Origin of the sequence: Nocardia suismassiliense (genome assembly GCF_900269665.1) — a bacterium.
Classification (GTDB): domain Bacteria; phylum Actinomycetota; class Actinomycetes; order Mycobacteriales; family Mycobacteriaceae; genus Nocardia; species Nocardia suismassiliense.
Genome location: NZ_LT985361.1, coordinates 3133218 through 3156557 on the forward strand (window position 1 = coordinate 3133218; position 23340 = coordinate 3156557).

30 protein-coding genes are annotated in these 23340 nt (G+C 67.1%); 16 read left to right on the plus strand and 14 right to left on the minus strand.

Going from position 1 to position 23340, the window contains the following annotated elements:
* Window position 1: 1 nt before the first annotated feature.
* Both DBO33_RS14075 and DBO33_RS14080 read right to left on the minus strand, forming a co-directional pair.
* The gene (locus DBO33_RS14075; protein WP_107655424.1) at window positions 2-199 is read right to left on the minus strand and encodes a hypothetical protein; all 198 of its coding nucleotides are present in this window, start codon (window positions 197-199) and stop codon (window positions 2-4) included.
* Between the two features lie 61 nt (window positions 200-260).
* A complete protein-coding gene (locus DBO33_RS14080; RefSeq protein ID WP_107655425.1) occupies window positions 261-467 on the minus strand; it encodes a CsbD family protein in 207 nt (68 codons plus the stop codon).
* A gap of 167 nt (window positions 468-634) precedes the next feature.
* Here DBO33_RS14080 and DBO33_RS14085 point away from each other — a divergent pair, with 167 nt between their 5' ends.
* From DBO33_RS14085 to DBO33_RS14130, 10 genes are all read left to right on the plus strand, one after another.
* The gene (locus tag DBO33_RS14085) at window positions 635-1201 is read left to right on the plus strand and encodes an RNA polymerase sigma factor (RefSeq protein ID WP_199856608.1); all 567 of its coding nucleotides are present in this window, start codon (window positions 635-637) and stop codon (window positions 1199-1201) included.
* Window positions 1192-1794, plus strand: a complete 603-nt coding sequence (locus DBO33_RS14090) for an Asp23/Gls24 family envelope stress response protein (RefSeq protein WP_107655427.1) — start codon at window positions 1192-1194, stop codon at window positions 1792-1794. The genes DBO33_RS14085 and DBO33_RS14090 overlap by 10 nt, the downstream gene beginning before the upstream one ends.
* A complete protein-coding gene (locus DBO33_RS14095) occupies window positions 1791-2168 on the plus strand; it encodes an Asp23/Gls24 family envelope stress response protein (protein ID WP_107655428.1) in 378 nt (125 codons plus the stop codon). Before DBO33_RS14090 ends, DBO33_RS14095 begins: the two co-directional genes overlap by 4 nt.
* 46 nt (window positions 2169-2214) lie before the next feature.
* Window positions 2215-2532 carry a hypothetical protein gene (locus tag DBO33_RS14100; protein ID WP_107655429.1) on the plus strand — a complete coding sequence of 106 codons (318 nt, stop codon included), beginning with the start codon at window positions 2215-2217 and terminating at the stop codon, window positions 2530-2532.
* Between the two features lie 98 nt (window positions 2533-2630).
* Window positions 2631-3137 (plus strand): Asp23/Gls24 family envelope stress response protein, encoded by a 507-nt coding sequence (locus DBO33_RS14105; RefSeq protein ID WP_107655430.1) that lies wholly within the window; start codon window positions 2631-2633, stop codon window positions 3135-3137.
* Window positions 3138-3326, plus strand: coding sequence for a hypothetical protein (locus DBO33_RS14110; RefSeq protein WP_107655431.1), 189 nt, complete (start codon window positions 3138-3140; stop codon window positions 3324-3326).
* A complete protein-coding gene (locus DBO33_RS14115) occupies window positions 3323-3652 on the plus strand; it encodes an Asp23/Gls24 family envelope stress response protein (RefSeq protein WP_107655432.1) in 330 nt (109 codons plus the stop codon). The genes DBO33_RS14110 and DBO33_RS14115 overlap by 4 nt, the downstream gene beginning before the upstream one ends.
* Window positions 3652-4188 (plus strand): DUF6286 domain-containing protein, encoded by a 537-nt coding sequence (locus DBO33_RS14120; protein ID WP_107655433.1) that lies wholly within the window; start codon window positions 3652-3654, stop codon window positions 4186-4188. The genes DBO33_RS14115 and DBO33_RS14120 overlap by 1 nt, the downstream gene beginning before the upstream one ends.
* A 46-nt stretch (window positions 4189-4234) precedes the next feature.
* The gene (locus tag DBO33_RS14125; RefSeq protein ID WP_107655434.1) at window positions 4235-4810 is read left to right on the plus strand and encodes an alkaline shock response membrane anchor protein AmaP; all 576 of its coding nucleotides are present in this window, start codon (window positions 4235-4237) and stop codon (window positions 4808-4810) included.
* A 345-nt stretch (window positions 4811-5155) separates the two neighbouring features.
* Window positions 5156-5524 carry an STAS domain-containing protein gene (locus DBO33_RS14130; RefSeq protein WP_107655435.1) on the plus strand — a complete coding sequence of 123 codons (369 nt, stop codon included), beginning with the start codon at window positions 5156-5158 and terminating at the stop codon, window positions 5522-5524.
* A gap of 125 nt (window positions 5525-5649) precedes the next feature.
* On the opposite strand, the gene DBO33_RS14135 is transcribed toward DBO33_RS14130, so the two are convergent.
* The 4 genes from DBO33_RS14135 to DBO33_RS14150 all read right to left on the minus strand — a co-directional run bounded on the left by DBO33_RS14135 (window position 5650) and on the right by DBO33_RS14150 (window position 10081).
* Window positions 5650-6093, minus strand: a complete 444-nt coding sequence (locus DBO33_RS14135; protein WP_107655436.1) for a response regulator — start codon at window positions 6091-6093, stop codon at window positions 5650-5652.
* A 70-nt stretch (window positions 6094-6163) separates the two neighbouring features.
* Entirely contained in the window at window positions 6164-7888 is a 1725-nt protein-coding gene (locus DBO33_RS14140) for a sensor histidine kinase (protein ID WP_199856609.1), read from the minus strand.
* Entirely contained in the window at window positions 7885-9177 is a 1293-nt protein-coding gene (locus DBO33_RS14145) for a PP2C family protein-serine/threonine phosphatase (protein WP_107655437.1), read from the minus strand. Before DBO33_RS14145 ends, DBO33_RS14140 begins: the two co-directional genes overlap by 4 nt.
* A 304-nt stretch (window positions 9178-9481) precedes the next feature.
* The gene (locus DBO33_RS14150) at window positions 9482-10081 is read right to left on the minus strand and encodes a hypothetical protein (RefSeq protein WP_107655438.1); all 600 of its coding nucleotides are present in this window, start codon (window positions 10079-10081) and stop codon (window positions 9482-9484) included.
* A 466-nt stretch (window positions 10082-10547) separates the two neighbouring features.
* Between DBO33_RS14150 and DBO33_RS14155 the strand changes: the two genes are divergently transcribed.
* The gene (locus tag DBO33_RS14155) at window positions 10548-13121 is read left to right on the plus strand and encodes an MFS transporter (RefSeq protein ID WP_107655439.1); all 2574 of its coding nucleotides are present in this window, start codon (window positions 10548-10550) and stop codon (window positions 13119-13121) included.
* A 26-nt stretch (window positions 13122-13147) separates the two neighbouring features.
* On the opposite strand, the gene DBO33_RS14160 is transcribed toward DBO33_RS14155, so the two are convergent.
* Genes DBO33_RS14160 through DBO33_RS14170 form a run of 3 tightly spaced genes read right to left on the minus strand, consistent with a single transcriptional unit; the run spans window position 13148 to window position 15105 of the window.
* The gene (locus tag DBO33_RS14160) at window positions 13148-13486 is read right to left on the minus strand and encodes a MazG nucleotide pyrophosphohydrolase domain-containing protein (protein ID WP_107655440.1); all 339 of its coding nucleotides are present in this window, start codon (window positions 13484-13486) and stop codon (window positions 13148-13150) included.
* Between the two features lie 54 nt (window positions 13487-13540).
* On the minus strand, window positions 13541-14101 hold the full coding sequence (locus DBO33_RS14165; protein WP_107655441.1) for a superoxide dismutase family protein: 561 nt from the start codon (window positions 14099-14101) through the stop codon (window positions 13541-13543).
* Window positions 14102-14133: 32 nt separating this feature from the next.
* On the minus strand, window positions 14134-15105 hold the full coding sequence (locus tag DBO33_RS14170; protein WP_234390830.1) for a PLP-dependent cysteine synthase family protein: 972 nt from the start codon (window positions 15103-15105) through the stop codon (window positions 14134-14136).
* A 116-nt stretch (window positions 15106-15221) separates the two neighbouring features.
* On the opposite strand from DBO33_RS14170, the gene DBO33_RS14175 reads away from it, so the two are divergent.
* Window positions 15222-15884, plus strand: a complete 663-nt coding sequence (locus tag DBO33_RS14175; protein ID WP_159080247.1) for a winged helix-turn-helix transcriptional regulator — start codon at window positions 15222-15224, stop codon at window positions 15882-15884.
* 28 nt (window positions 15885-15912) lie between these two features.
* Here DBO33_RS14175 and DBO33_RS14180 read toward each other — a convergent pair whose 3' ends face one another.
* On the minus strand, window positions 15913-16686 hold the full coding sequence (locus DBO33_RS14180) for a phosphotransferase family protein (protein ID WP_234390831.1): 774 nt from the start codon (window positions 16684-16686) through the stop codon (window positions 15913-15915).
* Window positions 16687-16808: 122 nt separating this feature from the next.
* On the opposite strand from DBO33_RS14180, the gene DBO33_RS14185 reads away from it, so the two are divergent.
* Together DBO33_RS14185 and DBO33_RS14190 are read left to right on the plus strand one after the other, a co-directional pair.
* On the plus strand, window positions 16809-17753 hold the full coding sequence (locus DBO33_RS14185) for a hypothetical protein (protein ID WP_107655443.1): 945 nt from the start codon (window positions 16809-16811) through the stop codon (window positions 17751-17753).
* Between the two features lie 100 nt (window positions 17754-17853).
* Window positions 17854-18297 (plus strand): nitroreductase/quinone reductase family protein, encoded by a 444-nt coding sequence (locus tag DBO33_RS14190; protein ID WP_107655444.1) that lies wholly within the window; start codon window positions 17854-17856, stop codon window positions 18295-18297.
* A 434-nt stretch (window positions 18298-18731) separates the two neighbouring features.
* Here DBO33_RS14190 and DBO33_RS14200 read toward each other — a convergent pair whose 3' ends face one another.
* Window positions 18732-19397, minus strand: a complete 666-nt coding sequence (locus DBO33_RS14200) for a class I SAM-dependent methyltransferase (protein ID WP_107655445.1) — start codon at window positions 19395-19397, stop codon at window positions 18732-18734.
* A 49-nt stretch (window positions 19398-19446) separates the two neighbouring features.
* On the opposite strand from DBO33_RS14200, the gene DBO33_RS14205 reads away from it, so the two are divergent.
* A complete protein-coding gene (locus tag DBO33_RS14205; protein WP_107655446.1) occupies window positions 19447-20235 on the plus strand; it encodes a glutamate racemase in 789 nt (262 codons plus the stop codon).
* 195 nt (window positions 20236-20430) lie between these two features.
* Here DBO33_RS14205 and DBO33_RS14210 read toward each other — a convergent pair whose 3' ends face one another.
* Window positions 20431-21075, minus strand: a complete 645-nt coding sequence (locus DBO33_RS14210; RefSeq protein WP_107655447.1) for a winged helix-turn-helix transcriptional regulator — start codon at window positions 21073-21075, stop codon at window positions 20431-20433.
* Between the two features lie 83 nt (window positions 21076-21158).
* On the opposite strand from DBO33_RS14210, the gene DBO33_RS14215 reads away from it, so the two are divergent.
* Window positions 21159-21539, plus strand: coding sequence for a nuclear transport factor 2-like protein (locus DBO33_RS14215; protein ID WP_159080248.1), 381 nt, complete (start codon window positions 21159-21161; stop codon window positions 21537-21539).
* A 72-nt stretch (window positions 21540-21611) separates the two neighbouring features.
* On the opposite strand, the gene DBO33_RS14220 is transcribed toward DBO33_RS14215, so the two are convergent.
* Together DBO33_RS14220 and DBO33_RS14225 are read right to left on the minus strand one after the other, a co-directional pair.
* Window positions 21612-22856 (minus strand): RNA polymerase sigma factor, encoded by a 1245-nt coding sequence (locus DBO33_RS14220; RefSeq protein ID WP_107655449.1) that lies wholly within the window; start codon window positions 22854-22856, stop codon window positions 21612-21614.
* On the minus strand, window positions 22853-23245 hold the full coding sequence (locus DBO33_RS14225) for a YciI family protein (RefSeq protein ID WP_107655450.1): 393 nt from the start codon (window positions 23243-23245) through the stop codon (window positions 22853-22855). The genes DBO33_RS14220 and DBO33_RS14225 overlap by 4 nt, the downstream gene beginning before the upstream one ends.
* Between the last annotated feature and the right edge of the window lie 95 nt (window positions 23246-23340).

A 23340-nucleotide genomic window follows, 5' to 3' on the forward strand; every position in this document is an offset into this window, starting at 1 on the left:
GTCAAGCCTTGTGCGACAAGATGTTCAGCACAACGACGAGGCCGACCATGATGGCGGCGCACGCGGCGACGGTCGCGACGACGGACTGGGTCATGGCGGCGACGCCGATGGTCAAGGCCAGGCAGGTGGCCGCGGCCAGCAGTGCGGTGCCCGGTTCGGCACCGGCGATTCTGGTCGGTCGATGATCGATCACAGTCATACCTTTGTTCGAGCCGGGCGGCGTGCGGCCGGATCAGCGGCCGCACGCCACTCGGGGCGGGCTACTTGCCCAGCGCGTTCTTTGCCTTGTCCACCGCGTCACCGATGGCGTCCTTGACGTTCTCCACCGCGCCCTTGACCGCGGACTCGACCTGGTCCGCCTTGCCTTCGGCGCGCAGGTCGTCGTCGCCGGTCGCGTTGCCCGCGGCTTCCTTCGCCTTGCCGCCGAACTCGTCGACCTTGTTGCCGATCTTGTCGCTCAGAGACATCGAAACCTCCGCTGTGTCGCGGCACATCCGGGTTGGATGCACACGCTGTATAGACACGGCCGCCCAGCGAAGCGCACGCAGCAACCATTGAGACAACGATCACGTCATACTGGACGTGACGCTTTCCGATCCCCGGTGTCTACCTGATGAGCGGTGGAGGAGGTGCTGTGACCACGACAGAAACGGTTGCCGAGACCGCGCCTGACGATGCGACCCTGGTGAGCAGGGCGCGCGACGGCGACATGAGGGCCTATGAGCAGCTAGTGCTGCGCTATCAAGGGCGGATGTTTCGTCTCGCGGTCAAGATGCTCGCCGACCGCTCCGACGCCGAAGACGTCGTCCAGGAGGTCTTTCTGGGTGCGTGGCGCAGGCTGCCGCAGCTCAACGAGGACGGCGCCTTCGTCGGCTGGCTGTATCGGATGACCACCAACCGCTGTTTGAATGTGATCCGGGCGCGTCGGCCGACGGTCGAGGTCGACCCGGAGACCACCGAATCGCCCCGCTCGGATACCCAACCCGAGCATGCCGTTCAGGTGAGCACCCAACTGGAGGCGCTGAACGCGGCGCTCCAACTGCTCACGCCCGAACAGCGCGCCTGCTGGCTGTTGCGCGAGGTGCACGGGCTGACCTACGAGGAGATCGGCGACATCGTCGAAGTGAATACGACGGCGGTGCGCGGCCGGATAGCCCGAGCACGAGTCCATTTGTCCGAGGTGATGAAACCATGGCGGTGAACGGAACGACAGAAGAGGACTACCGGCTGCCCTGCGGCCGCGAGATCGAACATGTCTGGGATCGGCTCGACGCGGTCGAGGCGGGACTCGGTGACGAACACGAGAAGACCTGCCCGCACTGCCGGTCGGCCAGGGACAGCCTGCTGGCTCTGCGCGTCGCGACCAAGGAACTCATCGACGAGCCGGACCCGCCGCCGCCCGACCTGACCGGGCGCATCATGTCCGCGGTGCGCGCGGAGGCGCGGCGCGGCCGGACGCTGGTACTGCCGACGCCTGCCCCGGGCACGGTCGAGGTGAGCGAACAGGCCGTCGCCACGGTGCTGCGTTATGCCGCGGATTCGGTGCCCGGCGTGCGGGCCAGGCAGTGCCGGGTGCGCCGCGTCGGAATGGGGATGGACGGCGAGACAGAGGTGGCGGTCGAGCTGTCGGTGGCTATTCGGTTCGGGCACACCACGGTCGGTGACGCGCTGCCCCGGGTGCGCGAACGGGTCACCGCCGCACTCGCCGCGCAGGTCGGTCTGGTGCTCACCACGCTGGATCTGGTGGTCGCCGACATCTATGAGGACGACGAGACGGGGGACGCGCAGCGATGACGACCGATGCTGTTTCCGAGGTGCGCATCGAGGCCCCGGTCGTCGCCGCGGTGGCCGCGCAGGCGGCGTGCGCAACGCCGGGCGTCATCCGCCTCGAACCCGGTGTGCGCGGGCTCGTCTCGTCGCTGGTGCGGGTCGGCAAGCAGCGCCTCACGAGCGCCGACCCCGCCGCGTCGGAGGGCGTGCGGGTGCGCCGCAGCGTTTCGGGTGCGCTGAGTGTGCAAGTGGACGTAGTGATTTCGGCCGAGCGCGCCGCGGCGGTGATCGGTCACGCGGTGCAACAGGAGGTTTCGCGGGTGGTGTTCGAACAGACCGGGCAGACGGTCGACGAGGTCTCGGTATCGATTCTCGATATCGAGCCGGAACGGTCGTGAGCGGCGTGCGTCCTTCGCTGAACCAAACAGATACAAGGGCGGTGCCGTGACTTCTACCAGCGACCTCATCGCCGTGATCCTGGGCGCGCTGGACACGATCGACGGTATTCGGCCCGCGACGCCCCTCGGTGGGGAGAGCCCGGCCTGGTGGCCCTGGGATGCACGAGGTTTCGCGATCGATGTCGGCCCCGGCCGGGTGGAGGTGCGGGTCGCCGCCGCCGAATTGCCGTTGACGCCACTGCTGGAGAAGGCCACCGAAGCCGTGCGCGCCGCACTCGCCGACACCGACTGGGCCGCCGCCCGCCTGCGCCTGGTGGTGACCGAACTCGACGCCGGCGCCTTCGGCAGTGAGGGGGTTACCTAGCTCACACCCCAACGCCCGTGACGTTCCGGACCGGACAGGTGTCGATCTACCTGAAGCCGATATCCGATGTACCGCAAGGGAAATCAGGAGGAGCAGCAATGAGCGCGACGACAACTACCGACAAGAGCACGGACAACAAGGCAGCTGCGGACAACAAGGCACCGACGAACCGGGCTTCCGCCGGCTCGTCGGACAAGGACAGCAAGCTGGTCAGCGACCAGGGCACCACCTCCATCGCCGACATCGTCGTGCAGAAGGTCGCCGGGCTCGCCGCCCGCGAGGTGCGCGGCGTACACGCGCTGGGCGGCGGGGCCGCACGGGCGTTCGGTGCCATCCGGGATCGCATCCCCGGCGCGTCCACCAATGTCGGCCAAGGGGTTTCGGTGGAGGTCGGCGAGACCCAGGCCGCCGTCGACCTGGAGCTCGTCGTCGAATACGGCGTCGCCATCGCCGAATTGGCGCGGGCGGTGCGCCGCAACGTGATCAACGCGATCGAGCAGATGACCGGGCTGGACGTGGTCGAGGTCAACATCAACGTCAACGATGTCTACATCCCGGGCGACGATGACGACGACCAACCGGCGCAGAGCAGCCGGGTGCAGTAGATGAGCGCCACAGCGATCTGCCTCGCGGTCGGTCTCGCGCTGGGCTTCGCCGGTGCGTTCGGCGGTTTCGGCGCCTTCACCATCGTGCTGCTGTTCGCCGCGCTCGGCCTGCTGGTCGGCCGCTGGCTCGACGGCGAACTCGACCTGGCCGGGTTGCTGCAATCGGCGCAGGGCAAGGGCAGACGATGACCACCGCCGTCGTCGCGGACGAGTATCCCGGCGGGCTCACGGTCGCGCCGCGCGCGGTCCAGCGGATCGTCGAGCAGGCCGCCCGCGAGGTGGCCGGCGTGGGTGCCGACGTGCGGGTCGACGCCGAGGTCTACCCGGACCGCACCGCCCTGGCGGTCCGGTTGCCGATCAGCTATCCGTCGCCGATCGGCCGGGTGACCGAGGCGTGCCGCGCACATCTGGCCAGCCGGACGCGTGAGCTGACCGGCCTCGCGGTGACCGCCATCGACATCGTGGTGGCCGAGTTGACCACCGAAACCACCGCTGCGGGAAGGAGAGTCCGGTGATGCGCAGGCCGCGCCGGGTAGGTCCGGCGATCCTGATTGCGGTGCTGCTGCTCGCCGTCTGCGTCGCGGTGGCGGTGTCGTTGATCCAGCGCCTGGTCGGCGCACACGAGTTCGTTTCCTATGACTCGGTGGCCGCCGATCTGCACGGCATGGAGTGGCACGACATGCCGGTGCTCGGCGTGGGCATCGCGGCGATGGTGTTCGGCTTCGTACTGCTCGCGCTGGCGCTGTGGCCCGGCCGGGCCGCGGTGCTGCCGCTCGCCGCCGACGACGGCATCTCCGCAGGGGTGACGCGCGGGGGACTGCGCACGGCCCTGCGCAGCACCGCGGGCACGGTGGACGGCGTCAGCACCGCCCGAATCCGGTTGCGTCGCAAAGCGGTCAAGGTCTCCGCTCGCACCGATCGAGTGGGCTCCGCGGGCCTGCCCGAGGAGATCTGCGAGCGGCTCACCCGCCGTGTTCAGGAGATCGGACCGCAGCGGGTGCGCCACGTGCGAGCCAAGCTGCGGGGACCGAAGACAGGAGAGGTGTCGTGAGCGAGCGCCAGCGTACGACGGAGCCCAGCGCCAGCGAGGTGGAGTCGTGACTCGAAACAATCGTCCGGCCACGTTGAACCGGACCCTGCTCGGGCTGATCGGCGTGCTCTTGCTCGCCGCGGGCCTCCTGGCCGTTGCCGCGCACTACGGGCGGCTGCGCTGGGTCCGGTCCGACGACACCGTGGTTCCCGGCACCGACGCCCCGCCGACCTGGGCGCTGTGGGCCGCGGTCGCCGTCGCCGTGCTGGTCGGCCTGCTGTGTCTGCGCTGGCTGCTGGCGCAGGTGTTCCGGATGCCGAAGTCGGTCACCTGGTGTACCGGCGGCACCGAGTGGGCGGGCACCACCGTGCTCGCCTCATCGACCGCCGCGGCCCCCGTCGCCGCGGATATCGAGAGCTACCCGGGCGTGCGCACCGCCTCGGCCTGGTTGTCCGGCGAGCGCACCGCACCGGAACTGCACCTGATCGTGACGGCCGAACCGAGCGCCGACATCGCCGAACTGCGGCGCAAGATCCTCGGCCACGCGGTCACCCGGCTGCGTACGGCATTGGAGGTCGAAGTGATTCCCGTGACATTGGAGCTGGACTTCGCCGAGGATCGCCGGCCCGCCCGAGTGCGCTGACAGTCGGCAGCTGCTCACGCGGCTCGGCAGGGATCGTCCGACCTCAGGCGGCATCAGGCCAGGTGGCGCCCGCGATCGCCGGAGCCCGCGCCGACTTCGCACTGTGCGTTGGCGAACCGGCACGCCGCAGGCCCAGGCGGGCGCAACAACCGAGGTCCGACTACGGTAGTTTGGCGAGTTGGATCATCTCCGCGCCGTGTTCGGGCGGGCGGAGGGTCGACGCGTCGGAGGTAGCGAAGTGGCGATGCCAGGCAACCGGTTTGGTGTAGCGGGCTCAGGTCGGTCGAGCCGAGGTGGAACGGCGACCGCTGGCGCCGTGTGCGTCGGTGTTCAGGAGGATGCCCGATGAGCGCGGACGGAAAGGCCAAGAGCCTGGAGACGGTCGTGCGGTCGGTGGATTCCATCCGGATCCTGTCGCTCACCGGGGAAATCGATATGGCCTCCGCACCGCAGTTCCAGGCTGCGGTGGACGAAGCCCTGCGGGATCAGCCGAACACGCTGGTAGTAGACCTGTCCCTGGTGGAATTCTTCGGCTCCGCCGGATTGAGCGTGCTGCTCGTCGCCGCGGAGGCCCTGCCGTCGGGCCAGCTGCGCGTGGTGGCCTCACCGCCGGTGCGTCGCCCGATCGAGGTGACCGGGTTGGACAAGCTGCTCAGCGTGCACAACACCGTGGACGACGCGCTGTCCGTCGAGGAACCGCGCCGCCCGGCTTAGTCCGAGCGGAACTGCCGAGGCTGGATAAAACGTAGCCGGGCCTGGCCAAGTTGGCCGGGGCTGGGGCAATTCAGTCGGCCTGGATCAACGTTGCCGGGGGCTGGGGCAACGCTGTCCGGCGCCGATCAGCGGAGTCGAGGAAGCCGGACGACCTGGACGAAGAAATCGTCGATGTGCTTGATGGCCGCGACGAACTGGTCCAGGTCGACCGGCTTCGTCACGTAAGCGTTGGCGTGCAGCTTGTAGCTGCGCAGGATGTCTTCCTCGGCCGCCGACGTGGTGAGCACGACCACCGGGATGTGCGACAGATCCGGGTCCGCCTTGATCCGTTCGAGCACCTGACGGCCGTCGTATCTCGGTAGGTTGAGGTCGAGCAGGATCAGATCCGGCCGCGGCGCCTCCGCGTACTCGCCCTGCCGGTAGAGGAAGTCGAGCGCCTCCTGTCCGTCGTGCGCGACGTGCAGGGTGTTGCCGATCTTGTTGTCCTCGAACGCTTCCCGAGTCATCAACTCGTCGCCGGGATCGTCTTCGACGAGCAGGATGTCGATGGGCTGAGCGGGGATGGACAAAAGCAATCTCCTTGTGGTGTGGCTGACTCACGGTGGGGCACAGCCTGTTCGGTGAAATGGTAGAGCGGAATCAGCTCGCCGGGCTGGGTGAGCTGGCGTGGTCGACTGGACTGGTGTCACCGTCCGCACCGGCGTCGCTGAGCGAAATGGTTTCGCTGTACGCGGCGCTCTGTTCGCCCTCGCCGGGTGTGCTCGAATCGTCGGCCGGCTCGGATTCGCTCTCTGCCACCGGCGAATTCAACGTGAACCAGAAGCGGGTACCGCCGGTGTACTCGGTATCGAGCCAGATCTTCCCGCCGTGATGCTCGACGATCTTCTTGCACAGGGCCAGTCCGATACCGGTACCGGTGTACTCCTCCCGGCTGTGCAGCCGCTGGAAGATCACGAACACCTTCTCGCCGAACTCGGGTGGGATGCCGATCCCGTTGTCCGACACCGAGAACAGCCACCCGCCGTTGTCGCCGTCCGGCACGCACTCGAGCCGGACGACCGGCGACCGATCGGGCGCGCGGAACTTGATCGCATTGCCGATCAGGTTCTGCCACAACATGGTCAGCAGCGTCGGATCGCCGGTGATCGCCGGCAGCTCGTCCGGGCGTTCCAGCCGCAGATCGTTGTCCTCGGCGGCCGCAGCGAGATTGGTCATCGCCTTGTCCAGGGTCTGGTCGAGACCGATCGGCACGTTGCCGTCGATGACCCGGCCGACCCGGGAGAAGGTGAGCAGATCGTTGATCAGCACCTGCATGCGCTTGGCGCCGTCCACCGCATAGGCGATGTATTGGGTTGCGCGCTCGTCCAATTGGCCCGCGTACCGCTTCTCCAGCAGCTGGCAGAACGCGGCGACCTTACGCAACGGCTCCTGTAGATCGTGCGAGGCCACATAGGCGAACTGTTCGAGTTCGGCGTTGGAGCGGCGCAGTTCTGCGGTCTGTGCGTCCAGTTCGGTCGTCTGCTCGGCCAGCACGGCCTCCTGGACGCGGGAGGACTCCAACTCGGCGACGACCCGGCGGCGCATGCTCTCCACCGCCTCCGCGACGGTGGCCAGGTCGGCGGGTCCGTGCGCGGCGATGTGGTGGTCGAAGTCGCCGTCGGCGACGCGCAGCGAGGCGGCCTCCAGATAGTCCAGCGGCCGCGCGACCAGCCTGCGCACCAGCAGGGTCAACGCGATAGCGGCCAGCAGGAACGCGGCAACCATGCTCGCCAGCACGGTATCCCGCACGTTGCGCGTGCTTTCCAGCTCGGCGCGTTCCCGGTTGATCTCGGCGGCGAGGTCGGTGTCCTGCTTGGTGAACAAGGTGCGGACATCGTCGAAGGCCGCTTTTCCTCGGGCAGCCGTGGGCTGATCGACGGCTTGGGTGCCGCGCGCGGCCACCGCGACGGTCAGCGGTTCGGCATAACCGGTGCGCCACTCGTCGGCCGCACGCTCCAGCGCGTCGAGGTCGGCGAGCAGTTGCGGTCGGCCCGCGAGCAGCTCACGGACCCTGGCCGCGGCCCGCGCCTCCACCTGCTTGCCCTCGTAATACGGTGCGAGGAACTGCGAGTCGCCGGCGATGGCGTAGCCACGGATGCCGGTCTCCTGGTTGAGCAGCGCGCTTTGCAAGCGATAGGTCTCGGCGGTGGCGGGTTGCAGCCCGTCCACCATCCGGTCGGCGACCCGGTTGGTCTTGGTGAGTTGATGGGCGCCGATCGCGGTGCCCACGATCACCAGGATCACCATGAGGGCCAATACGAGCATGAACCAGCCCTGCACGGTCAGCCGACCGGCGATGGACTGCTTCCTGGGGGATGTCGTCATCGATTGTCCTGATTCAGGTCTCGGTGATGCCACTGCAAGTACATGACCGCCACGTCGTCCTCGAGGCCGCCGTGCGACTCGGCGAGCGCCTCGGCCCGCCCGATCAGCTCGTCTACGAACGCCGAGGGCTCCGCGACGGTGACGGTGCGGGCCAGCTCCAGCAGGCCCTCCTCACCGAGGCGGTCCTCGCCGACGGCGGTGTGTCCCTCGAACAGTCCGTCGGTGAACAGCATCAGGCCGGAGCCGACGGGCAGCGTGATCTCGTGGGTGGTCCAGTCGGCGCGGCCGGGCAGGAAGCCGAGGGCAGGACCGCCCGGCACCTCGACCCAGTCCACCGCCGAGCCGGTGCGCAACAGCATGCCGGGATGCCCGGCCCTGGTCACCAGCACCCGGTGGTCGTCCGGGCACAGGGTCAGGCTGGTCAGGGTGGCGAAGGTCTGTTTGCCGGTGCGTTCGGCGAGCAGCACCTCCTCCAGCAGCCGCAGCTGGCGGATACCGGAGATATCGCTGAGCACCAGGGTGCGCCAGGCCAGCCGCAGCGCCACCCCGGTCGCGGCCTCGTCCGGGCCGTGGCCCGCGACATCGCCGATCAAGGCGTGCACGGTGCCGTCGGCCTGTTGCACGACGTCGTAGAAGTCGCCGCCGAGCAGGGCGTTGGCCCGGCCGGGGCGGTAGCGCGCCACGATGTCGACCGAGCGTTCACCGCGCAGCAGCGGGGTGGGTAACAGGCCGCGCTCGAGTCGAGCGTTCTCCTGCGCGCGCATCTGGCTCGCCCGCAGTGCCGCCGCGGCGCGTTCGGCCTGCTTACGCTGGATGGCGTAACGCAATGCCCGGCCGAATAATTCGGGCTCGATACGGCCTTTGATCAGATAGTCCTGGGCACCCGCCGCCACTGCGGCCAGGCCGATCTGTTCCTGATCCAGCCCGGTGAGCACCACCACCGCCACCTGGTCGGTGTACTCGCGCACCGTGGCCAGCGCCTCCAGCCCCTGCGCATCCGGCAGGTGCAGGTCCAGCAGTACGCAATCGGGTAGCTCGACGGCCAGCCGTTCGCGGGCCTCGGCCGCGGATCGCACCCACCGCACGGGCAGGCCGGGTGCGCCGTCGGCGATCAACTCCTCGACCAGCAAGGCATCGGCCTGATCGTCCTCGATCAGCAATACCGAGAGGTCCGGCCAGTTCCAGACGGCGGCGCGCTCGGGAGGACGCACCGGAATCGGAGCTGCTCCGGGGGCCTTGCCGTCGCTACCGCCGAGAAGGCTGACACGCCCACTCTGCCCGGAAAGCATCGACTCGGGTCTCCTTCCAATCCGCGTCAACTACTCGGTCGCCGTGACACACGACTAACGCGGAGTACCCACAATCGCGAGGCGCACCCTCCGGGCCTTGTACCGCACGACGCGACAACATTACCGTCCCGAAACAGTGGGTCCGGCCGCCGACCGGCTGTGCGAGTGTGGTGCACAGCTCGTTTGCTGCGGTGATCGACGCAGCTCACACCCGCTGTAGGTGCGTTTGCGCTGGAGCTTGCCGTTGATCATCGAGGATGCGGCTCGGCGCGTCGGACGTGCTGGACCGCTGCGCTGCTCGGCGCTATTCGGCGCGCCAGGTGGTGAAGTCGAACTCGAGGTATTGCTCAGCGGCGGAAGGGATGTGCGTGAGCGTGAGATCGGCGAGGTTGCCCTGGTCGGTCTGCACGCAGAGGTGGCTGTCGATGGGCAGGTGGTAGACGTTGTCGAGGGTTTTGGTCCAGGCGCCGGGCGCGATCGTCGTACAGCGGTCGAGGCCGGCGTCAGCGCGCGGGATGGCGAAACGCGCGGCGCCGGGGGTCATGGCGTTGAGGGCGTCACCGGTTCTGGAAGGGCTCATGTCCACACCGGGTTCGTTCTGATCGCGGATCTGCCCGGTGTCCAAGTCGATTCCCTCGACGTTCGCGATCCGGCGTTTCACCCCGTGCGCGATCGAGGGTGGCGCGGTGGTCGTCGGTCGCGCGGACGGGCCGGCGGAAGTGGCGGGACCGGGGCCGCCGGACGCACTGGGCGTTGGCGACGGTGCATTCGAGCTCGCGCACTCGGCGACACCGACGACGACCGCGAGCACACCCGCGACACTGCCCACGATGGTCCAGAACAGCGCCGAGGTCCAGAAGCGGGTCGCGCCACCGTTGCCTGGCGCCGGTTCGTTGTCGGGCATCTGCTGCTTTCCCCTGTCGCCGGATGCTGGTCCGCGCCTGCGACAGGCGAACCGCAGCCCGCGCCGCAGAAGCTGCCTCGCCCGCGGCGAGACACGAAAGACCTTACATAGCAAGCAGCTATCCGTCTGTGGGTTTCGGTCAACCCCACCCGTGCTGGCAGTCGGCCGGCGCGCCGCTGTATTGTTCGCTTCAGCAACTAGTTGCTCGGATCACGCGAGCCTGCTGGTGGAAAAGGGGAGGGCCCACGCCCGTTGGCGGCCCGCAGCGCACCGGTATGCTCGCCGATCTGTCGCACGCTGAGAGTTCTACCAGCAGTAGTACAGAGCAGATCGCTTGTCGCACAAGGGCTCGGCCGCGCGCCGGGCCGATCCACTCGACGGCCGCGCAGGTGCTCGCGGCGGCCGGCGAGGGATACCCGTGTTCGAGGACAACACCACAACGCAGCCGACCAGAATCAGGGCGCACATGACGAATTCCACCACCCAGGCAATGCCGCCGGGCCTGGAAGCCGACGAGGGCACGGCACTGTCACACCGGCAGATCATGACCATCCTGTCCGGCCTGTTGCTCGGCATGTTCCTGGCCGCGCTGGATCAGAACATCGTGAGCGTGGCGATCGTGAAGATCGCCAACGATCTGCACGGCTTCGATGAACAGGCCTGGGCGACAACGGCTTACCTCATCACCGCGACGATCACCACGCCGCTCTACGGCAAGCTGGCCGACATCTACGGGCGGAAGCCGTTCTATCTCACGGCGATCGGGCTGTTCATCATCGGCTCGGTGGCCTGCACCTTCGCCGCCTCCATGTATCAGCTCGCCGGCTTCCGCGCGTTCCAGGGGCTGGGTGCCGGCGGCTTGATGTCGTTGGCGTTCACCATCATCGGCGATATCGTGCCCGCCCGCGAACGAGTGCGCTACCAGGGCTATTTCATGATCGTCTTCGGTACCGCCACGGTGCTCGGGCCGGTGCTCGGCGGTTTCTTCTCCGACTATCAGACGCTCGGCGGGATCGACGGCTGGCGCTGGGTGTTCCTGGTGAACGTGCCGGTCGGCGTGCTCGCGTGGCTGGTCGTCGCGAAGGTACTGAACGTGCCGCACCAGCGCCAGCGTCATCGCATCGACTGGTTCGGCGCGGTGGCGTTGACGATCGGCGTGGTGCCGCTGCTGGTCGTCGCCGAGCAAGGCAGACACTGGGGTTGGAGCTCGCACCGGTCGCTGCTCTGCTACGGGATCGGCGCGGTCGGGCTGCTGCTGTTCCTGCTCGTCGAGTTCCTGATGAAGGACGCGGCGCTGATTCCGTTGCGGCTGTTCAAGAGTTCGACGTTCAGCGTCACCATCGCGGGCGGGTTCATCGTCGGCGTCGCCATGTTCGGCGCGATCACCATGGTGCCGCAGTACTTTCAGGTGGTCCGCGGCTTCACCCCGACCAACGCGGGTCTGCTGATGCTGCCGCTGGTGCTCGGCATCACGATCGGTGCGCAGCTCGCCGGACGGATCACCAAGAAGACCGGTCGCTACAAGATGCTGCCCGTGGCAGGCACTTTCGTCATCGCGGTCGGCTCGGCGCTGTATGCGCAGGTGCACTACGACAGCCCGCTGTGGCAGCCGCTGGCCTACGGGGCGGTGATCGGGCTCGGGCTCGGCGGCTGCATGCAGACGTTGATCATCGCGGCGCAGAACGCGGGTCCGCGGTCGGACATGGGGGTGTCCACCGCGTCGGCGACGTTCTTCCGCCAGATGGGCGGCACGCTCGGTGTCGCCGTGTTCCTGACGATCATGTTCAACCTGTTGCCCAACAAGATAATCGACGCGTTCGGGGGAGAGTTGCCGCCCGAGTTCGGGGCCGATCAACTCACCGGTATCCAGAGCAATACCAGCGGGATCGAGTCTCTGCCGGATGCGTTGCGGGTGCCGATCCTGACCGGGTTCACCGACTCCATGCATGCGGTGTTCTATGTTGCGGCGGGGGTGGCCTTGCTGGCGTGCCTGGTGCTCATGTTCATGAAAGAGATTCCGTTGCAGGATGCTCCGGTGCCCGTCACGGCATCGCCGACGATATCGCCTGTCGCGGAATCGAGTTGGGACGAGGATCAGGTCTGGGAGGGTGCCGCGCAGGTGCTCTGCGAACCCGAACCGGCGATGGCCGGAGCCGTCAGTCACGGGTCGGGGGAGCACCTCGGCAACGGTTCGCACCAGTTCGCCATGGCGGCGGCCGGATCCGCGGTGGACGTGCTCGAAACCGACGGATTCGCTGACGGCGAGCACAGCACGATCGGCGGGCGTATTCGCCGCGAAGACGGTCATCCGGTGCCCGGCGCCACGCTCACCCTGATCGACCAGCGTGGACATCAGGTGTCGCGGACTAGCGGAGATGCCAAGGGCGGCTACCTGATCGGCGTACCCGACGGAGGCAGTTACGTGCTGATCGTCTCGGCCGCCGGCCATCAACCAGCTGCGGTCACCGTGTCCATGGGCCAGCGCCCCCAGCACCTCGATCTCACGTTGCTCGGTTCCGGCGAGCTGTCCGGCGTCGTCCGCTCGGCCGCCCGCGGCACGCCGCTGGCCGGTGCGACCGTCACGCTGACCGACCTGCAAGGCGACGTCGTCGGCACCGCCGTCACCGCCGCTGACGGCACCTACACCTGCCACGGCATCGTCACCGGCACATACACCCTGGTAGCCGTAGCCGAACACATGCGCCCCACCGCAACCACCCTCACCGTCCCCGACACCGGCCTACTCCGCCACGACATCGAACTGGCTGCCATGGCAGTCCTCACCGGCTCCGCACTGTCCGCGGACGGCCGCCCGATCCCCGACGCCCAAATCAGCCTGCTCGACGCCACCGGCGACGTGACCGCCACCACCCGCACCGACGACAACGGCCACTACCTCATCCCCGACCTCCCCCAAGGCAGCTACACCATCGTCGCCCGCGGCTACCCCCCATCCACCTCCCAGGTCACCGTCACCGGTGGCGAAGTCAGCCACAACGTCGAACTCGCCTACCACCAGGATGATTCACCCATGACCTAGTCGTGACACCTGCGGTCCAAACCTGATCATTGGCCCGGCTGACTATCCAGCCGGGCCGAAATAATCTCCTCGAGCTCACCCATCGTCTTGGTGAACACAGTCGCGAGATCCACCTCGTATCGACGGGCCAGAATCAGTACCGACCAAAGGCAGTCGGCGAGTTCATGTTCCAGCGCCGCACGTCCGCCAGGCATCGATCGGGTGCCCTCGGCCGCCATGACCAGCTTCGCGAGATCGCCTACGTCCCCGACGAATCCGAGCATGAAGTCTTCCCGGGTCCATGTTCGACCTCGCTCGGCGAGGTTGAGTGCGTCGTAGAGATCGTGAATCGCAACGGCCCGGGCTTGCAGTTCTGAAATGTCCACCCCACCTGTCTACCTGGGGCCCACGGTCTCAGCGCTGGGTCGAGCCATGCAGGACTAGAGCGGGACGCTCAGGCAGGCGACTCGGGCGCCGGCCATGCCGGCATTGCCATCGGTGGTGTCGGTCTTCTTCTCGTGCACGACGATCGCCCCGGCTTTGCCCTTGCGGAAGGTCCAGTCGACCATCGAGACCTGCCTGGCGTTGCCGTTCTTGTCGGTGGTGAAGTCGAGCCACAGCTCGTTGCGCGGGTTGGCGTATTTCGCGTCCATGGACATGCCGCCGTTGGCATTCGGGTCTTCCACGTTCTGGTAGTGGACGCCGGAGTCGGCCGGTTTCGGTCCACAAGACTTCACGTGCGCGTGTGACCCGTAGACACGATTGGGGAGCAGGCCGGTGACGGTCAGGATGGCCACGGTCTTCTCGCCGAAGGTGCCGACGACAACCCTGGCGTGACTGCCGGCCGGAGCCAGTGTCTGGTCGTGTGTGACGGCGACGGCACCGTCCTGCCAGGGCTTGAAGGTTCCCTCGACGATGATGGGCCCGCTGGCATTCGCGGGCGCGGCTGGAATCAGCAGGGCGGCGGCGATCGCGCCGAGTAGTAATGGTTTGTATTTCATGGGATCAGGCTCCGCCGAGGCGATAAACCACGTCAAACATTTCCATGTGGGGATTTTCGGCTTGGACCCTGGCTGGTTCGAAACACGTTCGTGCTGAGGTATTTCAGGCCGGAGTCCACCAGGATGGTGGCAACGGTGGCGTCGGGGCCGAGTCGTTGTCCGAGTGCGATGGCCGCGAGGACATTGGCGCCGGAGGAGGTTCCGGTGAAGAGCCCTTCTTCCCGCGCGAGGCGCCGTGCCATGGCTTCGGCCTCGTCGGTGGGTACGGGGATGATCTCGTCGGGCAGGTCTGGGTCCCACATCGGGGGTCGGTAGCCGATGCCGATGCCTTCGATCCGGTGCGCGCCGGGGCGGCCGCCGGACAGCACTGCGGATTCGGCCGGTTCCACCGCGACCACCCGCAGTCGCGGGTTGTACTGCTTCAGTGGTGTGCTCGCCCCGCGCAGTGACGCCGCCGTGCCGATCGCTTGGACGAAGCCATCGACGCGGCCACCGGTCTGCGCCCAGATCTCTTCGCCCATCGGGTGATAGCCGGTGATGCTGTCGGTATTGGTGAGCTGGTCGGTCCAGTAGGTGTTGGGTTGGCGGCCGAGTTCTGCTGCGGTGTCGATCATTTCGAGGATCAGCTCTCTGGTGATCCGTCCGTGCTCACTCCGCACCAGGGTGAGTTCGGCGCCCAGTGCGACCATCTGAGTCAACTTGTCCGCGCTGAACGCTGCCGAGCTGACGATGCGCAGCCGGTAACCCCGTGCCGCGCAGACCAAGGCCAGCGCGGCACCGGTGCTGCCGCCGGTGTATTCGACGACGGTGTCGCCGGGGCATAGCCGACCGTCGGCTTCGGCGGCGGCCAGCATCGCCTGTGCCATACGGTCTTTCATGCTGCCGGTCGGGTTGCTGCCCTCGACCTTGACCAGAATGGTCGCGCAGTCGGCGGGCACCACTCTGCGCAATCGCACCAGCGGTGTGTGACCGATCGCTGTCAGTACGCTGCTACCGATTTCCATGATTGCTCGTCCTTCCGACGCCTTCATCGACATTGCCGATCATCGATGCGCCGCACCGGAGCCGGAAGTTCAATTTCTGAACTGCGCTGCGAGCAGGCGGTACATACGCTGCTGGTGTGAGTGGTTATGGACAGTTCTGCGCTGTGGCGCGGGCACTGGATGTGCTCGGTGAGCGGTGGACGTTGTTGATCGTCCGGGAACTGCTGCTCGGTGCATCCAGCTTCGGTGACCTATGCCGAGGATTGCCGCGGATCCCGCGAGCAACTCTGTCAGCGCGACTGCGGGTGCTGCGCGCTGCAGGCGTCATCGACGGCTACCGCCTCACTGAAGTCGGCCTCGCACTCGCCCCCGTGGTCCGCGAACTGGCCCGATGGGCCATCACCACCGACAGCGCCGCCCTGAGCGAAGGACATCTCGACACCGCCGCCCTCACCTGGGACATGCGCCGCCGTGTCGATGCCGCCGCACTGCCCGCCCGTCAAGTCGTGCTCGCCATCGAATTCACCGATCGACCGACCTCCGACCGCAGGTTCTGGCTACACCTGTCCCGGACCGGCGTGGACCTGTGCCGCGACGACACCGGCGCACCCGTCGACCTCTGGCTCACCACACCGACCCGAGCCGCGACCGAATGGTGGCTCGGCAATCTGTCCTGGCAGCAACTGCTGCAACAACCCGGCGTCCAGATCCACGGTGACCACGCACTTCAGCGCGACCTGCCGCACTGGTTCACCCGCTACCTGTTCACTCCCGAAAACCTCGGCATGACCACTGCCTGAGCCGCCCCGCAGCCGTCGCGGATCTGATTCAGGCCTGTGCTCGCAGCACATCGACCTCGCAGCCCGGCGAGGTCGGATCGAAGCCGTGCCGGACCAGCCAGCGCACCCCCCGCAGGCTTCGTAACGACCACCACGCGCGGATCACCTCGAGGTCGACGTCGGTGCCGTAGCCGGCGATGACGTCGCCGAGGTGCTCCTGATGTCCGAGTGTCAAGGTGGCGAGGTCGTACAGGGCGTCGCCCTGGGCCGCCTCGGACCAGTCGAGCACGCCGGTGACCTCGTCATCGGCGACGAACACATGGGCGACCTGCAAGTCGCCGTGCGTGAACACCGGTGTCCACGGCCGCAGCGCAGTCTCTGCAATCGCGCGGTTGCGCGTGATCACTTCGGCGGGCAGGACGTCGTTCATGCGCAGCCATGCGCATTCGCGGACGAGGTGCGACGCGATCTCGTCGAGGCTGCGACCGGGCCATGGTGGCAGCGGCGCGTCGTGCAGCATCCGGACGGCGGCACCCGCCGCGGCCCACGCCGCCGGCGACGCGGTCGACGGCTCGCCGAGGCGGCCCAGTGCCACACCCGGGAGGGCGGCAAGCGCGAGCACCGGCGGCTTGCGCCACAGCACCTCCGGAGTCGGGATCGGCGCCAGAGCCATCGCCTCGACCTCGACGTCGGTGCGCGTCTGATCAGCATCGATCTTCAAGAACACGTCACCGACACGCAAGGTCGCGCACTCATGATGGGCGACGATGACCTCGACTTCTTCCACGTCGGCCATTATCGAGGGATGGCCGATGAACGTCATCGGGTTTATCGCGCGCAAGCGACCAGGCGCGTGCGGCTGTCGGGTACAGGCTGTGCCTCAACGGAATTGGGCATCCGCGACTGATCGGTGCGATCATCGACCCATGACAACCGGAAAGGCCGATGGCCGCTGAACGCCAGCTGGTGCTGCACGCAACGCTGCCGCAGCGCTACGCGCGGTTCGAAGTTCTCGCCGCCACGATCGATCACCTGGGCCGGCTACTGGCCGTGCTCATCGATCCCGCACAAGTCCCCTCGGCACGCGCGCCGATCCCACACTATGACGCAACCGTTGTGATCTGTGACAACGGCGACGTCGATGAAATTCCGCTGCACGGCCTCGATCAATGGTTCAGCCAGATCGATGTCCTCGGTGACGGAATCATCCTGGGTGCCGGACGAATCGAACGAGTGCAGCCCACTGCCTCTACGTTGCCCCGCAACCTTGTTGCTTTCGACAGCACGGGACACCAACAGGGCTCCTGCTACGCCGGAGACGCGATCGCGGAATTGCTCACCGACCCCTACGGGCGAATCTGGATCAGCTATCGCGACGAATCCACCTTCGTCTTCGCCGAACCAGACGGCACCTGGGGCACCGGGCACATGATCGGCCTCGCGCGCTGGGACACCCTGGACAGTTCCCCCTGGTTCGCCTCCGATGACACCGGAAATCAGGTCGACTGGTGTGACTGCTACGCGGTGAATGTCGGCCGAACCCGCACCTACGCCTGCCCCTACACCAAGTTCCCGCTGGTGGAAATGGACGCCAACAGAGTCCGATCGATCACCGAGAACTCGATCACCAGCTGTGGTGGCTTAGTGGTATCGGACGCGACCTTCGGTTTCTTCGACCAGCATCGCCGCAAAGGGAAGTTGAGCTGGATGATTCGCAAAGGCGAGCTCCAGGATGGAGTGATCACCGAGACCGAAAACGAAGAACTCGTCCTACCGGACGCCCGCCGATCCAAGGTCTGGGCGCGCGGGAAGATCGGACGTGACTCGACTCTGTGGTTGCACGAAGACGGTAACCACCGGCAGTGGTACCGATATGAACTGGATAGTTGACTCCGATGAATGACGCTGCGCCAAAAACGATGGTGGTCGCGTGACGATCTCTCGCCGAGTTAGGACTGTAACTGTCCTACCCCCGCGACATACTCGACTCATGAGCGAAACCGAAGCGACTGCGGGCCAGCCGGAGCAGACCGAGATCACCGACTACAACGATCCGAACGCGCCGTGGAACCAGGCTTGGGATGAGCAGGGTGGCATCGCGAACTGGAACGATGATGTGATCAAGGAGTTCCGGGAGAACTCGGGCAAGGTGGGCGGGGCTTATGCGGGCGGGGACCTCATCCTGCTGACCACCACGGGAGCCAAGAGCGGTAAGCGGCACACGACTCCGTTGGGTCCGCTGTATCGGGGCGAGACCATGTTCGTGAGCTCGTTCATCGAGGACAAGTACCCGGCCTGGTGGTACAACATCAAGGCGAATCCGCAGGTCACTGTCGAACTCCGGGGCAAGACTTACCANTTGCCGGGGAGATCGGTGTGGCGCCAGGGGGCGGTGCAGGTGATTATCGGATGGTCGACCAATGTTCCTGCGTAGGAGAGAGTTTCGTAGCGTCCGGGGCCGAGGGGAGCGCGGCCGGTGCTGATCACTTCGGTCAGGTCCAGGTCTGTGCCCGGCGCCCGGTACATCTCTTGGGCCGCGATGTCGGAGAATTGCGCGGCGGTGAGCAGGTAGGCGCGGGCCGCGGTCTCGCCCGGCCCCTCCGGGTCGTAGAACGCGCGGCCGCCGGTCCAGATCAGGGATTCGGTGGCGAAATACAGCAGGCCCGGCAGCATGATGGGCACCGAGCGGACGGGCTCGGCCGGGTCGCGGCAGCCGAGCATGGCCCGCGCGCCGCCCTCCGGCGTACCTCCGTTGAGGTAACACCGCAGTCGGCTCAGGTGCATGTTCGACCCGTACGCCGCGTACCAGACCAGGCCGTTGTCGGTCACCCCACCCATCCTGCCGTCGTCGTCCGAGACGCGCAGCTCTCAGCTCCGCTGGAACACCGCGCGCCACCGCGCGAACCCCGGCTTGTCCGGCCGAGCCACCTGCTCCGCCCGCACCGACCGCAGATCCCCGACCGCGAACGCGTCGATCTCGGCCCGGGTGAGCGGCCAGGGCGGCCCGTCCACCTCCACACCTTCTTCGCGAATAGCCGCAATGACCAGCAGTTCGCCACCGGGCGCCACCATCCGCGCGACATTCGCTGTCGCGACTTCCCGCACCGAGACGGGCAGCGACTGCACGGTGATCGACTCGACAACCAAGTCGAACGCACCCGCCCACTCGGCGGGCGGCGCGAGCAGATCGGCGACCTGATAGTTCACCGTGGACGCCGGAAAGCGTTCCCGCGCAGTCTGTATCGCGGTCTCCGACACATCGAACGCGGTCGTCTCGAACCCGAGCCCGGCCAGATGCTCGGCATCGCGCCCCAACCCGCACCCGACCACCACGGCCCGCATCCCGCGATCGGCCCGCTCATGCCGCTCGATCCAGTCGACCAGCAGCGGATTCGGCTCGTCGGCATCCCACGGCACCACCGCGGCACCCTCGGAGGCGGCCGCATACAGCCGCTCGAACCACCCGGTCGGATCACCCTGGGCCAGCGAAGCGGCAGCCAGCCGGGTCGCGTCGGCATCACGAGAATCGGTCATCCGCCGAGTCTGGCAGGCACCCGCGACCAGCGCACGGCAAGATCAGCGGGTGACCTCTCTACGGCAGCCGATCGCCGTCTTCGACGCGGGCCTCGGCAGTTATTCGGCGGTGGAACTGCTGCACCGGCGCCTGCCCGACCGCGACCTCGTCTACCTCGCCGACCGCGCCAGCTTCCCCTACGGCGCGAAGACCAGAACCGAACTGCTGACCGTGGTCGACCGCGCGGTGCGCTTCCTCGCCGAGTTCGCACCGAGCGCCATCCTGCTGGCCTCCAACGCGCCGTCGGTGACCATCTTCGACGACTTGCACAGCCCCGTCCCGATCTTCGGGGTGCGCCCGCCGATCGCGGAGGCGCTGGCCACCGCCTGCGAGGTCGCGGTGCTCGGCGTGCGTTCGTTGGTAGAGAGTGCCGAGCTGGCCGAATTCCTGCGCACCGCAGCAGGTTCGGCGATCGATCGGATCTACGCGGTCAACGCGTCATCATTGGTCGAACTGGTGGAGAGCGGCGACTTCCTGTTCCGACGCGAACACACCGCGTCGGTGATCAGTGACTTCCTGGACGCGCTTCTCGCAGCACATCCCGCCATCGATGCGATAACACTGTCGAGCACGCATTTGCCTTGGCTACGTGACTATTTCGAGCGCGCCCGCCCAGAGTTGCACCTCTTCGACCCGATCGAAGGGGTAGTGGACCAGATCCGCCCGCTCTCGGTACCGGGCACCGGCACCGTCCTCGGCTTGGTCACCGAGAACGAGCGTTACCCGGCGACCGAGTTCCGAGAAATGCTGCGCCGTCTCGACATCGATCTCGAAGTGGAGTCGGTGGTAATCCGTTGAGTTGGTCGGGTAGCTGGACAAGCCCGCTCCGACAAACGATTTGATCTACCCCAGTCGGCAACCGCGTGAGCCTGCACATCCCTCGGACACCTGGTTCAGATCCTGGCCGGGATCTGAACCTGACACCAGTCTTCAACGAGCCGCTGGTCGCGCTGCGGTAGCTGTGGTCCAAAACCGTTGTCGCCGTTAGGCGCGTCAGTCATCGGCGCCACGGGGCAGCACACGTTCGAGGGCTGCGACGGAGCCCTCGACGACCAGCCCCATCGTCATCGCCGTCCGCAGGGCCACCGCTGCGGTGAAGAGCGCGACGAACACCTGTGGCGGCGCGGTGACCGTCGCGTCGGGTCGACGGTCGGTCGAGCACGGGCGTACCTCGATCCGACCACGGTCGGCGATGATGTCGCAACCGTCGCTCAGGTCGCCGAGGCGCACGACGCTCGCCGGTTCGCCGGGTGTGGCGTCCGTGCACAGGTGGCGCAGCGGTAGCGAGAACCAATGCACCCGGAACTCGTCGTCGTCCGGCGGAACGGCCATCAGCGGGGCGCCCCAGCGGGTCAGCTCGCGGACCACACCCCCGAGGTCTCGGCCGCGGTCGGTGAGGCTGATCAGTGTGGCAGCGACCGGCGGCGGTTCGTCGTGCCGGGCGATCAGCCCGGTGCTCTCCATGTCGCGGAGGCGGTCGGCCAGCAGATTGCTGGCGATGCCTGGCAGCCCGCGGCGCAAGTCGGAGAAGCGGCAGGGACCCTGGGTGAGCAGCTCGCGGACGATCAGCAGTATCCAGCGGTCGCCGACCAGGTCGAGGGCGCGTGCCATCGAGCAGAACTGGTTGTACGAGCGCATATCGGCACCCTAGCAGAGTGGTTGAAAATATCTACCAAGTGGTTTATTTTCTAAACTATATTCCGAGGCAATGGGAGATCACCATGACCGTCGTCAGCGATAAGGCACCCGCCGTACTCAGGGAGTACTACCGGATCCTCACGGGCGGGATCGAAAAGTACGGGGACGGCGGGGATCTGGCGCCGCTGCTCGCCGAAGACCTGCACTTCGAGGGTCCGATCGCTGGGCAGATGATAGGAGCGGCGCGGTTTTTGCAGGGAGTGCGGGGATTCATCGCGAATGTCCAGAAGATCGACCTGATCCAGGAGGTGCACGGCCCCGACGGCACCGCTGTGCTCTATGACGCCCACCTGCCCGAAGGCGCCTCTCGGCTCAGCGAGTTCTTCACCTTCGCCGAGGGGAAGATCCAGCGACTGTGCATCCTGTACGACCCCGCCGACTACCTCGCCAAGGGCGGCGCCTGATCGGCGGCGCGGGCAAGCTGGTGGATCGCGGTCGCCGACGTCAATCCCCTTGCGGCGCTCGGGCATCCGTGACTAACTCGACCCGACCAGGCGACGCAGGCGATCGTTGAGGTATCGCTGTTCGGGGATGCTCGTGGCGAGTTGCGCGGCCCGCCGGTAGCTGTCGGTGGCGCCCGTCAGGTCGCCGATCATTTCCAATAGGTGTGCGCGTACCGCGTGAGTCCGGTGATGACGCCGCATCGACGGGTTGTCGAGCAGGGGAGCGATCAGGTCCAAACCTTGCTGTGGGCCGACGGCCATGCTGACAGCGACGGCGCGGTTGAGCGTCACGACCGGGCTGGGTGCGACTCGGTCGAGCATGGCGTAGAGGATGCTGATCTGCGGCCAGTCGGTGCGCTCCCAGGTGGGTGACTCCGCGTGCACCGCGGCGATCGCTGCCTGCAATTGGAACCGGCCGACGTGGCCGCGCGGCAGGACCCGCTCCAAGATGCCGACACCCTCCGCGATCAGGTCCCGGTCCCAGCGGGAACGGTTCTGTTCGGCCAGCGGTACCAGGTTGCCGTCCTCGGTGCGGGTCGTTGCTCGGGCGTGGGTGAGCAGCATGAGGGCCAGCGCTCCCGCGACTTCGTCGTGATCGGGTATCGCGCAATGTAATTGACGGGTGAGCCGGATCGCTTCTGCGGTCAGGCTCCAATCCATCAGTGCACCACCGGCAGAACGGGTGTGGCCCTCGGTGAACAGCAGATGGCACACATCGAGTACGGACGCGATGCGCGAGGGTAGGTCCGATCGGCTCGGGAGCTCGAAAACCGCACCGGCCGACCGCAGGGTCGACCGGGCCCGGGTGAGACGTTGGGTCATGGTGCGCGGCGGCACGAGGTAGGCGGCGGCGATCTCGCCGGCTCCCAGACCGCACACGGCGTGCAGGGTCAACGCGACCTGCGATGAGCGGCTCAGACTCGGGTGGCAGCAGAGCACGAGCATCCGCAGCATGTCGTCGCTGTCGTCCGCGCTCGCCTGATCCACCGACGCCACCACGTACGCGTCACTCGGCTGTGCGACGGCCACGGCCGCTTCGCGTCTCGCGCGTGCCTGGTCCGCCCGCACCCGGTCGATCAAGCGCCGCGACGCCACGGTGATCAACCAGCCCCGCGCATTAGCGGGCACCCCGTCGCGACCCCACTGCACCGTCGCCGCCTCGGCCGCTTCCTGGGCGGCATCCTCGCAGTCACCGAGGTCGCCATGCCTGCGCAGCAGGGCGGCCAGGACATGCGGCGACTCGTGCCGCCACACGTCCTGCACCACCCGGTTGCTCACTGGTCGTCGCTGCCCGGCCCCATCGCGGGCCGCAATTCGACGGTTTCACCGGGACCGGCGAACTGCGCGGCGATCTCCTCTGCGCGACTGTGGTTTTCGACGTCGATCAGGAAGAACCCCGCCAAGTGCTCCTTGGCCTCCGAATACGGTCCATCGCTCACCAATGGTTTGCCGTCACCCCACCGGTACAGCCGCGACGACTCGGGCGCCCCCAGCGCCTCCCCCGTCAGCAGCTCACCCTTCTCATGCATCTCGCCGAGCAACTTCTCGAAATCGGAGTTCACCCGGTCCCGCTCTGCCTGCGACATCGCCTGGTACTCCGGCAGATAGTCGCTCGTCGGATGCCCCCAAGGCTGCGGGTTGGAGTGAATCAGGATCACGTACTTCATCACGGCTCCTTCACGATCACGGATGCGCCCGGATGACCCATCCTTACCTGAAACGTCGGAGCCGACACGACGTCGTCGACATATCTTTGTACTTG